The sequence below is a fragment of the Stenotrophomonas sp. 3diitr2024 genome, from assembly GCF_042136455.1.
Taxonomy (GTDB): Bacteria; Pseudomonadota; Gammaproteobacteria; order Xanthomonadales; family Xanthomonadaceae; genus Stenotrophomonas; species Stenotrophomonas sepilia.
Map to the genome: position 1 here is coordinate 1 of NZ_JBHHMJ010000032.1, position 13,754 is coordinate 13,754.

Annotated in this window: 10 protein-coding genes; 6 read left to right on the forward strand and 4 right to left on the reverse strand. The window is 66.9% G+C overall.

Going from position 1 to position 13,754, the window contains the following annotated elements; genetic code table 11:
* Positions 1 to 191 precede the first annotated feature (191 nt).
* A complete protein-coding gene (locus ABGA94_RS00610) occupies positions 192 to 2,840 on the forward strand; it encodes a PAS-domain containing protein (protein ID WP_375366037.1) in 2,649 nt (882 codons plus the stop codon).
* A gap of 359 nt (positions 2,841 to 3,199) precedes the next feature.
* A complete protein-coding gene (locus ABGA94_RS00615) occupies positions 3,200 to 3,757 on the forward strand; it encodes a hypothetical protein (protein ID WP_375366039.1) in 558 nt (185 codons plus the stop codon).
* Between the two features lie 84 nt (positions 3,758 to 3,841).
* On the opposite strand, the gene ABGA94_RS00620 is transcribed toward ABGA94_RS00615, so the two are convergent.
* From ABGA94_RS00620 to ABGA94_RS00635, 4 genes are read right to left on the reverse strand one after another with little or no spacing between them, the layout of a single operon-like run.
* Positions 3,842 to 4,498 (reverse strand): response regulator transcription factor, encoded by a 657-nt coding sequence (locus ABGA94_RS00620; RefSeq protein ID WP_005419171.1) that lies wholly within the window; start codon positions 4,496 to 4,498, stop codon positions 3,842 to 3,844.
* 28 nt (positions 4,499 to 4,526) lie between these two features.
* A complete protein-coding gene (locus ABGA94_RS00625; protein ID WP_095377943.1) occupies positions 4,527 to 5,582 on the reverse strand; it encodes an ABC transporter substrate-binding protein in 1,056 nt (351 codons plus the stop codon).
* The gene (locus ABGA94_RS00630; protein ID WP_032954514.1) at positions 5,579 to 6,970 is read right to left on the reverse strand and encodes a sensor histidine kinase; all 1,392 of its coding nucleotides are present in this window, start codon (positions 6,968 to 6,970) and stop codon (positions 5,579 to 5,581) included. Before ABGA94_RS00630 ends, ABGA94_RS00625 begins: the two co-directional genes overlap by 4 nt.
* Complete coding sequence (locus tag ABGA94_RS00635; RefSeq protein ID WP_005419188.1) at positions 6,963 to 7,652, reverse strand: response regulator transcription factor; 690 nt, start codon at positions 7,650 to 7,652, stop codon at positions 6,963 to 6,965. The genes ABGA94_RS00630 and ABGA94_RS00635 overlap by 8 nt, the downstream gene beginning before the upstream one ends.
* 242 nt (positions 7,653 to 7,894) lie before the next feature.
* Between ABGA94_RS00635 and ABGA94_RS00640 the strand changes: the two genes are divergently transcribed.
* The 4 genes from ABGA94_RS00640 to ABGA94_RS00655 all read left to right on the forward strand — a co-directional run bounded on the left by ABGA94_RS00640 (position 7,895) and on the right by ABGA94_RS00655 (position 13,702).
* The gene (locus ABGA94_RS00640) at positions 7,895 to 9,034 is read left to right on the forward strand and encodes an OprO/OprP family phosphate-selective porin (RefSeq protein ID WP_111129620.1); all 1,140 of its coding nucleotides are present in this window, start codon (positions 7,895 to 7,897) and stop codon (positions 9,032 to 9,034) included.
* A 75-nt stretch (positions 9,035 to 9,109) separates the two neighbouring features.
* Positions 9,110 to 10,438 (forward strand): CitMHS family transporter, encoded by a 1,329-nt coding sequence (locus ABGA94_RS00645; protein WP_005419191.1) that lies wholly within the window; start codon positions 9,110 to 9,112, stop codon positions 10,436 to 10,438.
* Between the two features lie 24 nt (positions 10,439 to 10,462).
* The gene (gene phbB / locus ABGA94_RS00650) at positions 10,463 to 11,203 is read left to right on the forward strand and encodes an acetoacetyl-CoA reductase (protein WP_005419193.1); all 741 of its coding nucleotides are present in this window, start codon (positions 10,463 to 10,465) and stop codon (positions 11,201 to 11,203) included.
* A gap of 201 nt (positions 11,204 to 11,404) precedes the next feature.
* Complete coding sequence (locus ABGA94_RS00655; RefSeq protein ID WP_375366047.1) at positions 11,405 to 13,702, forward strand: TonB-dependent receptor; 2,298 nt, start codon at positions 11,405 to 11,407, stop codon at positions 13,700 to 13,702.
* The last annotated feature ends 52 nt before the right edge of the window (positions 13,703 to 13,754 follow it).

The following is a 13,754-nucleotide window of genomic DNA, read 5'->3' on the forward strand; positions in this document are numbered from 1 at the left end:
CAGGGCGACAGCAGGAGGATGGACAACGGCAGGCAATGGCGACGTGCGGCGGGATTCATGATTCAGGTTGATGGATCAGGCGGCAACGCACGCCATGGTACGGGGCTACGGATGACGACTTCTGACCCCTTCCACGTCAGACCCCGGCGGACGTGCACGCCACGCCCGCCGGCCCTGCGTAGACTGCCGCCATGTACTGGCTCAGCCGCCACCGGATGCTGTTGCTGACGATCCTGGTGATGGTCGGTGGCACCGTGCTGTGCGCGGTCGCCGCTGGCCATTACGCCTGGCGGCGCGCGCTCGGCGACGAAAGCAGCCAGGTGCAACGCCAGCTGCAGCTGTATGGCCAGGGCCTGCAACAGCGCATCGACCGCTTCGGCACCTTGCCGCAGGTCATGGCGCTGGATCCGGATCTGCTGCACGCACTGCGTGTGCCGCCCTCGCCCGGCGAACGGCAGCGACTGAACCTGAAGCTGCAACGTGCCAATGAAGTCACCCGGGCCTCGACCCTGACCCTGGTCGGCCACGATGGTGTGGCGGTGGCGGCCAGCAACTGGGACCAACCGACCAGCAACGTCGGCGAGAACTACAGCTACCGCCCCTACTACCGCCAGGCGCTGGCGCAGGGCCGTGGCCGCTTCTACGGCATCGGCATGACTACCGGCGTGCCCGGCTATTACCTTTCGCAGGCCATCGAGGATGACGGCAAGCGGCTCGGCGTGGTGGTGATCAAGGTCGAGCTGTCCGCGCTGGAACAGGAATGGTTGAGCAGCCCGGACGTGGTGCTGGCCAGCGACGACCATGACGTCGTGTTCCTGTCCAACCGGGACAGCTGGCGCTACCGGCTGCTGCGTCCGCTGCGTGCCGGTGAGCGCCGCGAAATGCTCGACGCCCGCCAGTACGCCGACCGCGCATTGCAGCCGCTGCGCGCACGCACCGAAGACGTGCTGGCCGACGGCGGCCGCATGGTGCGGCTGCTGGATCCGGCGTTGCCGCAACCCATGTTGTGGCAAAGCCTGCCGCTGCCCGCCGAAGGCTGGAACCTGCACCTGCTGCATGATGCCGGCGGCGCCATCGCCGCCGGTCGCGCGGCCGCACTCACCGGCGGTGCCGCGTGGCTGGCCTTGGGCTTCCTGGTGCTGTTCGTGCAGCAGCGCAGGCGCTTGGCCAAGCATCGCCTGCGCAGCCGCCGCGAACTGGAAACCCTGCTCAAGCAGCACGCACAGGAGCTGCGCACCGCACAGGATGGCCTGCTGCAGGCCGCCACCGACGCCGACAGTGGTCTCAGCCGCAGCCTCGAACACCTGCCGCAGGGTGTGGTGGTGATCGACCGCGACCTGCGCCTGGTCGCGTGGAATTCGCGCTATCTGGAACTGTTCCGGTTCCCGGCAGACCTGGTGCGCGTGGGCCGGCCGATCGAGGAACTGTTCCGTTTCAATGCCCGTCGTGGCCTGCTCGGTCCCGGCCCGGTGGACGAGGCCATCGAGCGCCGCCTGAACCACCTGCGCAGTGGCCGCCCGCACATGCGCGAGAGCGAAAAGGACGACGGCACGGTGCTGGAGATCCGCGGCAATCCCCTGCCTGATGGCGGCTTCGTCACCAGCTACGCCGACATCACCAGCTACAAGAATGCCGCGCGCGAACTGCGCTCGCTGGCCGATGCGCTGGAACACCGCATCGCCGAACGCACCCGTGACCTGGACGAGGCGCGGCGCGAGGCCGAGCAGGCCAACCGCTACAAGACCCGCTTCGTCGCCTCGGCGGTGCACGACCTGCTGCAGCCGCTCAACGCTGCGCGCATGTTCGTCTCGGTGCTGCGCGGCAAGCTGGGCGACCCGGCGCAGCAGCAGACTGCCGATCATATCGATGCCGCGCTGGCGGCGCAGGACGCGATCCTCAACAGCCTGCTGGATATCTCGCGCCTGGAATCAGGATCGCTGCAGGTCCGCGTGCGCACGTTTGCACTTTCTCCGCTGCTGGAGACCCTGGCGCGCGAGTTCGGCATCGCCGCCCAGACCCGTGGCCTGCAGCTTGACTGGGTGGATACCCGCGCAGTGGTGGTCAGCGATGAAGCCCTGCTGCGGCGGATCCTGCAGAATTTTCTGTCCAACGCGTTGCGCTACACCCCACGTGGGCGCCTGCTGATCGGCTGCCGGCGTGCAGGCGATCAACTGCGCATCGAAGTGCATGACCAGGGCCCGGGCATTCCGGAAAGCCTGCAGGGTGAGATTTTCGAGGAGTTCCGCCGGCTGAACGACGGCGTGGAACAGGAACGTGGCGCCGGCCTGGGCCTGGCCATCGTCGAACGCATCGGCCGCCTGCTCGGCCACCGCATCAGCCTGCGCTCTACACTGGGCAAGGGCAGCGTCTTCGCCGTGAGCGTAGCAGTCGGGCGCGCCGACGATGTGATCGCACCTGCCGCAGCGCCGGTCATCGCGAGCGAACCCTCCGACGACAGCCCACTGCGAAAGTGCCGGGTGTGGAGCATCGACGATGATCCCCACGTCTGTGCGGCGACCCGTGCGCTGCTGGAGCGCTGGGGTTGCCAGGTGGAACTTGCCGACGGTCCGCAGGGTGCACTGGAAATCGCCAGTGCATTGAACGTGCCGCAGTTGCTGCTGCTGGACGTGCGCATGGGGCAATGGCACGGACCGGACCTGTATGAAGCGCTGTGCACGCTGTGGAAGGCGCGGCCGCCGGTGATCCTGGTGACCGCCGAGCGTGATGAGGCACTGAAAGCGCATGCCGCCGAGAACGGCTGGGGCTTCCTGCTCAAGCCGGTGCGACCGCCCGCGTTGCGGGCATTGATGACGCAGATGTTGTTGCGGCATCGGGGCTAGGACGGCTCGGCCACGCGGGCGTCGCGTTGCAGGCGCACGCTGGCTTTGCTCCTCGTTGATTCCGTACCGAATTCCCAAACCTCTTCGCGCGACAGCCATGGGCAAGGAGGAAATGGATGCGCCGCGTCATTGCGTAGGGCATGGAGAAAATCCGAGTGGGGAGAGAGCAGTCTCCTGACTGACCGGCGCTGCTGAGGATCAGTAGATTTCAACGTTCGGCTGATCGGCAGATCGTACTGAAGACAGCCACAGCCTACGGCCAAGGATCCAGCATGCCCTGCCATCACCTATCCATCGCCCCCCTCCGATACCTCCATCGAATCACAGCAATGCTCTTCTGCCTGTGCTGCGCGGGATGCATGGCTGACAGCACACCAGATACGGACGTCAGCCTCAGGAGGGCCGCGACAGAAGCAAAGGCTCCTCCAGCCATATCGAATGCGGACGCCTCGCCGAACCCCGGCATTCCGACAGCGGCCACGCATCGCGCAGCATCTTCGCTCGCGCTTCTTCGGTCAGAATCCGCACTCATGTTCAAGGACGGCATCTCGATCCTGGCCGCCGAGGGCCTCCTGCAGTCAAGCAGAAACATGTCGGATGCGATCAACCGCATGACGCAGGATGCAGCTTCCAGCCCCGAGGCGCAGGACCTGACCCGGCACTATCGATCATCACTTGAACGTGCAATCGGTCAAGAAGGTGTACTTGAACGCTTTTCGTGTGGCCTGAGCATCTGCATCGGTATCGCCCGGACCCGAAGCAGCGCGGATCATGAGGCGTGGGGTCACAGGTTTGCGTCAGATGCATCCTCTCCCACTTACAGCTATGCCGAAGCGTCTGAGCATTCCTGGATGGGATACGAGAACAGGTTCATCTTTTCGATCGACCCGCAGATGAGTTCGATCAGCGGCAACTGACGGGCCAGACTCCATTTTCGCGTTGGCGCAGTTGATTCGAGCAGCTCAGAATGCTCTCACCGAGAGCCAAGTGCCCTGCCCAGGTCAGCCGTCCATCCCTGCCCGCGCGTCGCCTTCCGGTTCCAGCGCCTTCACCAGCACCGCCGCCTGCGTGCGGCTATGGCATTCGAGCTTCTTCAGGATGGCAGTGACGTGCACCTTCACCGTGTTCTCGGCCAGGCCCAGCTCGTAGGCGATCTGCTTGTTGAGCAGGCCATCGGCCAGGCACAGCAGCACGCGGAACTGCTGCGGGGTCAGCTGGGCCAGGCGGCTGGCCAGCAGCGCATCGGCCTCCGAGCGCTCGGCGGCCATTGCCGGGAACCACAGGCCGCCGTCGAGCACCGCCTGCACGGCCTCGCCGATGGTCTCGGCCGGGGCCGACTTCGGAATGAAGCCGGCCGCGCCGAACTGCTGGGCACGGCGGATCACCCGCGGATGGTCGTTGGAGGAGAGGATCACCACCGGAATGTCGGGATGCGAGCCACGCACGTGCAGCAGCGCGGAAAAGCCGTGCGCGCCAGGCATGGTCAGGTCGAGCAGCACCAGGTCCACGTCCGGCTGCGCGTCGAGCGTCTCGGCCAATGCCTCGGCGCTCGCAACCTCGCGCACCTGTGCCAACGGCAGGCTCTGCCGCAAGGACTGCACCACCGCCGAACGCAGCAGCGGGTGGTCATCGGCGATCAGGATGGTGTATTCGCTCATACCGCCATTGTACGGGCAGGTCGCCGCCTCAGCGCCCGGCCGGCTCGACGCTGCTGCGCCAGGCATCGAGAAACTGGCGACGCTTGAGCGCGTCCAGATACACCAGCAGGCCCGGACCCAGCTGGATCGGGCGGCGGCTGCGGCCCGGCGCATCATCGCCGCGCGCGTTGCCGGTCACGATCGGCATCAGCCGTGCCTCGCGCGACAGCACCTGCTGGCCGCGTGGCGACAGCAGGTAGTCGAGGAAGCGCCGGGCTTCTTCCGGGTGTGGGCCGGTACGCGGGATCACTGCGGTACGCAGCACCACCAGCGTGTAGTCCTCGGGCTCCACAATGCCCAGCGGCGCGCCGGCATCAACGCGCGCCTGCGCGTAGGAGCCAAGCACGTTGTAGACCAGCGACAGCTGGCCACTGGCCACCTGGTCCAGCAGCACGCCGGTGCGCTCCTCGCGCACCACGTCGTTGTCGCCGAGCGCGCCCAGCAGCGCGCCGGCAATGCTGCCGCGCTGCGCGTCCTGGGTCGCCAACAGGTAGCCGACGCTGCTGCGCTCGATGTCATAGGTGCCGACCCTGCCGCGCAGGGGTGCACCTTCAGCACGCAGCCGGTCCAGCAGCTGGCGGCGCGTGTGCGGCACCTTGGCCGAAGGAATCGCGCGGGTGTTGTAGACCATCACCACCGGCTCGTAGCTGATGCCGAACGCCTCGTTGCGCCACTGTGCCCAGGCCGGCAGCGCGGCGGTCTGCGCCGAACGGTGTGGCAGCGCGTGACCGTCATTGACCAGCTTGGTCTGCAGGTCCATGCCGCTGGAGATCAGCAGGTCCGGTGATGCCGGGCCGCCGCGGTCGTGCAGGTACCGCGCGTACAGGTCCTGGGTGATGATGTCCTCGTACACCACCTCGGTGCCGGGGTGCAGGCGCTGGTAGTCGGCGATGACCACCGCGAACACTTCGATGTCGGTGGTGCCGTGGATGCGCAGCTGAGCGGTGGCCGCTCCCTGTGCGGGAAAACGGCGCACATCGCCGGGCGCAGCCAACACCGGCAGGGCCAGCAGCAGCGCAACAGTCGTGGCGAACAAGCGGATCATGGACTGCTCCGGGGCAGGCGGATGGTGGCGACCAGCCCGCCCTGCGGGCGGTTGCTCAGGTCGATGCGGCCGCCATGGCTGTCGACCACGCGCTTGACGATGGCCAGGCCCAGCCCGGCACCACCTGAGGGCGCGCCTTCGCCACGGGCGAAACGCTCGAATACGCGCTCGGCATCGGCCGGGGCGATGCCCGCGCCGTGGTCGGCGATGGTCAGCACGGCCTGCTCGCCTTCCACGGTAAGGGCAATCTGCAAGTCGCCGTCACCGCCGTACTTCAGTGCGTTGTCGACCAGGTTCTTGATCGCCTCGCGCAGCAGCAGCGCATCGCCGTGCACCAATGCCGGTTCGGCGGTCATCGCCAACTGCACGCGCGGCGCCGGACCGGCCTGCGGCAGCGCTTCATGCAGGGCCTGGTGCACGGTCTCGGCCAGGTCCACCGCCGCAAAGCGCTGCAGGTGCGAACGATGGATCACGCTGGCGTCGCTGAGCAGCTGGTTGAGCAGCCGGCTCATATGCGTGGCGTTGCGCTCGATCGCCTGCAGGCTGCGTCGCATGTCCTCCGGATCGTCATCATCCAGCGCCAGCTGTGCCTGTGCGCGCAATGCCGCCAGCGGCGTGCGCATCTGGTGCGCAGCCTCGGCCATGAACGCGCGCAGTGTCTCGTTGCTGCTGGACAGGCGTTCCATGAAGCGGTTCAGCGCCGCCACCATCTGGTCCATCTCGCGCGGAACGCGGGCATCCAGCGGCTTCAGGTCGGACGGCTCCCGTCGCGACAGCTCGCGCTCCACCCGCACCAGCGGCCGGAATGCGCGATGCACGCCGAACGCCACCAGTGCCAGCAGCAGCCCGGACAGCACGCCGATCGCCAGCAACGCGCGATTGACCATGTCCTGCGCGACCGCTTCACGCGCACGCCGGGTCTGGCCGACCTGGACCTGCACCTCGCCCTGCGCCGAGGCAGCGGCGAAGCTGCGGCCGACCACCACGAAGCGCACGGTCTCGCCGCTGTAGGTGGCATCGAACAGCTGCGGCTGGGTACCGGGCCGGCGCGGCGCTGCCGGCAGGTCATCGTAGCCGGTGATCAGCGTGCCGCGGCTGTCGGCCACGCGATAGAACACGCGGTCCTCCGGCGCCATCGCCAGCAGGTCCAGCGCCGCATACGGCAGATCGACCTGCCACTGCCCATCGACCAGCGCCACCGAATCGGCGATGGACAGCGCCGAGGACACCAGCAGGTGATCGTAGGAACGGTTGGCGGCACGCTGGCCGTAATCGCGTGCGGCGAACAGCAGGGCCACCGCGAACACCGCCAGCAGCACGCCGAGATAGAGCAGCAGCGTGCGCCGCAGCGAACCCGGCGCCGCAGTCGCAGCGCGCGCGTCAGCCATCGGCGTCGGCATGGGTATCGCTGGCCTCCAGCAGATAGCCGACACCGCGCACCGTGGTGATGCGCAGCGGTGCGCCCGCCAGCTTCTTTCTCAGGCGGCCAACATACAACTCGATGGCATTCGGGCCCGCTTCGTCATCGAAACCGAACAGGCCGTTGCCGATCTCATCCTTGCCGACCACTTGGCCGAGGCGCCCGACCAGAATCTCCAGCAGGCGGTACTCGCGGTTGGGCAGTTCGATCGGTTCGCCGTCGAGGCTGACCCGGTGCGCAGCGTTGTCGAACTGGAAGCCGCCGATCTGCACCACTTCGCTGGCCTGGCCACGCGCACGCCGCAGCAGCACGCGGCAGCGCGCTTCGAACTCGCGGAAATCGAACGGCTTGCCCAGATAATCGTCGGCACCGACATCCAGCGCCTGCACGCGATCCTCGATGCCATCGCGCGCGGTCAGCATCAGCACCGGCGTGCTGTCACCGCGCTCGCGCATGCCGGCCAGCACGCGCAGGCCATCGAGCTTGGGCAGGCCGATGTCCAGCACCACCAGGTCGAAGCTCTGGTAACGCAGCACGCTGGCGGCGGCCAGGCCATCGGCCTGCCAGTCCACGGCGTGCCCGCTGCGGCGCATCCGGCGGATGATCGCATCGGCCAGATCCGGGTTGTCTTCGACCAGCAGCAGGCGCATGGGCACACGGGTGGGAGGGGAACCGAATGCTACCGCATGCCGCCGCCGCGCTTGCTGGGCACGGCACGGCGAGATCGGCGACACGCTTTTCGCTGCACCGCACAAACCGCTGACAGGACGATGACAGCTTGCCCGACCCAGACTGCGGCCGCGCACCGTCCGGTGCCCACGATTGCCGCGCGCCTGGCGCGCACCTGGGAGGGTTTGTGGAATTCACGTTTGCCTGGCGGCGTCCTGCCGCCATGATGGCGCTGGCTGCCCTGTCGGCGCCGGCCTTCGCTGCCGAAGACAACCGCCCGGTCACCGCCACCCTCGGTGGCCGCCTGCACCTGGACTTCGCCACCTTCGACAACGACAACCGCGGCACCCCGAACAAGGACGACACCGAGATCCGTCGCGCCTGGCTGGACGTGTCCGGCAAATTCTTCGTGGTCGACTACAAGCTGGAAGCCGACTTCTCCGGCGACCGCGTCGAGGCCAAGGATGTCTACCTGGCACGCAGCTTCGGCGAGGCCGGCAAGCTGACCGTCGGCCAGTTCAAGCAGTACTTCTCGCTGGATGACCGTACCAGCTCCAACTACGGCAGCTTCCTGGAGCGCGGCAACGCCGGCACCACGCTGGCGCCGCTGTACCGGCTGGGTGCGTCCTGGCAGGCCAACCCGGGGGATTTCACCTGGGCGGCCAGCCTCTACAGCCTGGAGAGCATCGACGCCTGGCAGGTGAAGGGCCGCGCGGCGGGTGGTCGCGTCACCTGGGCACCCACGCCCAGCGACGGTGACGTGCTGCACCTGGGGCTGTCGCTGGCCCGCGAGGCCTACGACAACCCGGGTGCCAACGGCGTGCCCGGCCTGCGCATCCGTCCGCGCCCGGCCGGCCACCTGTCCGACAACAGCCGCCTGACCCTGGTCGACTTCTCCGCCGGCCGCGATACCGACGTCAACAAGTGGTCGCTGGAATACGCGCAGGTGCGCGGCCCGCTGTCATGGCAGGGCGAGTTCAGTGGCGCCACCTTCGATGATGGCGCCCAACGCGGCGACGTGATGGCGGCCTACGCCATGCTCAGCTGGTTCGTCACCGGCGAAAGCCGTGCCTACGACCGCAAGACCGGCCGCTTCGCACGGGTCAAGGACATCCGCCACAAGGCTGGGGCCTTCGAAGTGGCGCTGCGTTACGACCAGATGTGGGGCGCGCAGCACCTCGATGGCGCGCCGGACCTGCGCCGTGGCAGCACCGAAGCCTGGACGCTGGGTGGCAACTGGTACCTGCGCGACAACCTGCGCTTCATGCTCAACGTGATCGAAAGCCGCAACCGCGACCGCCTGGCCGGGGTCACGGTGGACCGCACGCGCGCGGTCACCGGCCGCCTGCAGTACGACTTCTAAGCCAGCTGTGCCGGGCAAACCACCCGGCCCCCTTCCACTCCCCCACATCCTGTTTTCGCAAGGAGTCCGCAGATGATGCTGAGCATCCTCGGCTTTGGCATGGTCATTACATTCATGTACTTGATCATGAGCAAGCGGTTGTCGCCGCTGGTGGCCCTGATCACCATTCCCATCCTGTTCGCGCTGATCGGCGGCTTCGGTGCCGGCATCGACGAGATGATGCTGGAGGGCATCAAGAAGATCGCGCCGACCGGCGTGATGCTGATGTTCGCCATCCTCTACTTCGGGGTGATGATCGACGCCGGCCTGTTCGATCCGCTCGTAAGGGTGATCCTGCGCTTCGTCAAGGGCGACCCGATGAAGATCGTGCTTGGCACTGCGGTGCTGGCGATGCTGATCTCGCTCGATGGCGACGGTTCGACCACCTACATGATCACCGTCTCGGCGATGCTGCCGCTGTACCAGCGCCTCGGCATGAACGCGCTGAACATGACCTGCGTGACCATCCTGGCCGGCGGCGTGATGAACCTGACCCCGTGGGGCGGCCCGACCGCACGCGCGGCCACCGCGCTGCACGTGGACCCGGCCGATGTGTTCGTGCCGCTGATCCCGTCGATGGTGATCGCCTGTGCCGGCGTGCTGCTGCTGGCCTGGTACCTGGGCCTGAAGGAACGCCGTCGCCTCGGCGTGGTGACCCTGCCCAAGGGCGGCAGCTGGATGGACAACAGCGTGTCCGATGACAGCAATCCGCTGCCGACCGTGGAAGACGCCGAGGACATCAAGCGTCCGAAGCTGCTGTGGGTCAACCTGGCCCTGACCGTGGCGCTGATGACCGCGCTGATCATCGGCGTGCTGCCGATGCCGGTGCTGTTCATGGTCGGCTTCGCCATCGCACTGGTGATCAACTACCCGAACCTGGCCGAACAGCGCCGCCGCGTGGTCAACCATGCCGGCAACGTGCTGTCGGTGGTGTCGCTGATCTTCGCTGCGGGCATCTTCACCGGCATCCTCAACAACACCGGCATGGTCGAAGCGATGTCGCACAGCTTTCTGGCGGTGATTCCGGAGTCGTGGGGCCCGTACCTGGCGGTGATCACCGCCGTGGCGTCGATGCCGTTCACCTTCTTCATGTCCAACGACGCGTTCTACTTCGGCGTGCTGCCGATCCTGTCCGAAGCCGCCGGCAACTACGGCATCACCCCGGTGGAAATGGCGCGCGCCTCGCTGGCCGGCCAGCCGGTGCACCTGCTCAGCCCGCTGGTGCCCTCCACCTACCTGCTGGTGGGTCTGGCCAAGGTCGAATTCGCCGACCACCAGAAGTTCACCCTGAAGTGGGCCATCGCCATCTCGATGCTGCTGATGATCGGCAGCCTGCTGTTCGGCCTTTACCCCCTCGCCGCCTGACCCTTTGCCAAGGAGCCTTCTGCAATGACGCTTCGAATCGCTTACGTCACCAGTGGAATGGGCAGTGTCGGCACTGCCATCTGCCAGAGCCTGGCCCGCAGCGGCCACACCGTGGTTGCCGGCTGCGCGCCGAACTCGCCGCGCAAGGCCAACTGGCTGCGCGAGCAGCGCGAACAGGGCTTCGACTTCATCGCCTCCGAAGGCAACGCCACCGACTGGGCCTCGACCAGCGCCGCGTTCGCCAAGGTCCGCGCAGAAGTCGGTGAAGTGGACGTGCTGGTCAACAACTCCGGCGGCAGCCGCGACCTGCTGTTCCGGCAGATGACGGTGGAAGACTGGAATGCGGTGATCGCCTCCAACCTCAATGCGCTGTTCAACCTGACCAAGCAGGTGGTCGATGGGATGGCCACGCGTGGCTGGGGCCGCATCATCAACATCGGTTCGGTCAGCGCCCACAAGGGCCAGATCGGCCAGGTGAACTACGCCACCGCCAAGGCCGCGATGCACGGTTTCAGCCGTGCACTGGCCGCCGAAGTGGCCTCGCGCGGCGTTACCGTCAACACGCTGTCGCCGGGTTACATCGCCAGCCAGGCGATCAGCAGCTTCCCGCCGGATGTACTGGATCGGCTGGCCGCATCGGTGCCGGTGCGCCGCCTCGGCCGCCCCGAGGAAGTGGCCGGCCTGTGCGCGTGGCTGGCCTCGGATGAAGCCTCGTACGTGACCGGTGCCGACTATCCGGTCAACGGTGGCCTGTACATGGGTTGAGCCCTCCCCCACGGAGTGCGCGGGGCCGGTGAACCGTCGTTCGCGAGGGGGATCCGGCCCCTTTTCTATCGGGTAGCAGGACACGCACGGGGGCCTGCGTCGTTCGTTGGTTTTTCGTAAAGAAGGTTTCATGTTCCGTTCGCATAGTGGCCATGCACCGCGCACGCGTGCCGGTGACCACCCCCCATGCAACGGACCACCATGCAGACCCGACACCTGACGATCGCCGTGGCGATCGCGCTCTCCGCCGCCGCCAGCGCCCATGCCGCCACCGCCGCCGATACCGGCGCCAGCACCGATGCCGCGCTGAGCGCGCAGACGCTGGACACCGTCTCCGTGATCGGCCAGGGCGAGACCCGCCAGGTGCAGCGCATCACCACCGTCGACAAGCAGGTGCTGCCGCCGGGTACCAGTGGCCAGAAGATCCTCGACCGCCTGCCGGGCGTGTCGGTGCAGTCCAACGATGCCTTCGGTGCCAATGAGGAATCGCAGACCATCAGCCTGCGTGGCTTCGACAAGAGCCGCCTCGGCTATACGCTGGACGGCATTCCGCTGGGTGACAACAGCTACGGCAACTACAACGGCCTGAGCATCGCCCGCGCGATCATTGCCGAGAACCTGGCCGGTGCCGAGCTGTCGCAGGGCATCGGTTCGCTGGGCGTGGCTTCGACCAGCAACCTGGGCGGCACCATCCAGTATTTCTCGATGGACCCGTCCGCTGAATTCGGTGGCCGCGCCAGCGTCACCGTCGGCGACAACAACCAGCGCCGTGGCTACCTGCGCGTGGACACCGGCGACCTCAACGGCTTCTCGGCCTATGTGTCCGGCGTGCACCAGGACCAGGACATGTGGGCCGCGCCGTACCAGAACCAGACCACCCGCCAGTTCAACGCCAAGGCCGTGTGGAATATCGGCGACCACCTTTTCGGCGCGTTCGTGGCGACCTCGCGCGCCAGCCAGGCCAACTACGCCTACCTGTCCAAGGACATGCTGGCCCGCGGCCTGGGCTATGACTGGAACATCTACGCACCGGACTGGGACCGCGCCGTCGCTGCTGCGTACTGCGCGCCGGGCACCTACAACAAGGCGCGCTGCAGGTTCAGCGGCGGCGTCAACAGCATCGACGATGCGTACTACCAGAGCCGTGCACTTCGCGACGACAACCTCTATTCGGTCGATGCCGACCTGCGCCTGGGCGAGCAGGGTCGCCTGAAGTTGCTGGCCTACCACCACGACAACCGTGGCCAGGGCCACTGGTGGGCACCGGGCCAGCCGTCCTACCCGGGCACCGACAGGATGCTGCCGATTTCGATCCGCAGCACCAACTACACGATCAACCGCGATGGTGTGACCGCCGCGCTGTCGTGGACGGTGGGCATCCACGAACTGGAGGCCGGCCTGTGGTACGAGCAGAACGACCATAACGTGTCGCGCAACTTCTACTACATCAGCGGCCCGTTCCTGGACGACCTGTACCTGAAGAACCCGGACCGCCTGCTGTTCAACCAGGATTTCGACATCCGCACGCGCCAGTTCTACGTGCAGGACCGCATGCGCTTCCTCGACCAGCGCCTGACCGTGGACGTGGGCATCAAGAGCCCGAACACCCGCATGCGCGCCACCGCCCAGCCGGGCGTGGAAACCAGCATCGCTTCGGGCACGCTGACCGCCAAGAAGTCGGTGCTGCCGCAGGTGGGCCTGGGCTTCAAGCTCAACGCCAACAATGAACTGTTCGCCTCGTACGCCGAGAACATCGCCGCCTTCGTCGGTGGCGGCAGCGGTGGCCCGTTGCAGGTGTCGCCGGAATCGTTCGCAGCCAGCGCCGGCCTGGAGCCGGAGAAGTCCAAGAGCCTGGAAGCCGGCTTCCGTACCTTCGGCGAGAAGTACCAGGCCTCGATCGCGGCCTACAACGTGAAGTTCGACAACCGCCTGCTGTCGCTGAACCCGTGTTCCAGCATCGAAGTCGGCACGCGTCCGGAGTGCGTAACGCGCTTCATCAATGTCGGTTCGGTGAAGAGCCACGGCGCGGAACTGACCTTCATCCTCAAGCCGATCGACGGCCTGCAGTGGTACAACGCGCTGTCCTGGAACAAGACCACCTACGAGGATGACTACACCTCGGGCGGCGCGATCGTGCCGGTGGCCGGCAAGATCACGGTGGATACGCCGCAGCGCATGGCCTCCAGCGAGATCAGCTGGAACCGCGATGGCTTCTTCGCCAGCCTGCGTGCCAAGTACACCGGCAAGCGCTACTACACCTACACCAACGACCAGTCGGTGCCGGGCGTGACCACCTTCGACGCCGGTGCAGGCTACGACTTCGGCCCGGGCCTGGGCCTGCGCAACGTTCGGGTGTCGTTGAATGCGACCAACCTGACCAACAAGCGCTACGCCGGCCAGCTGAGCTCGTTCGCACCGACCGATCCGAAGGGCACGCGCTATGCGATCCATGCGAGCGCACCGCGGCAGCTGTTCATGACGGTGGCGGCGGAGTTCTAAATCGAAAGCGTTGCCCCGCGGCGTCTTGATTACCGCTGCGGGGCAGGGCCGG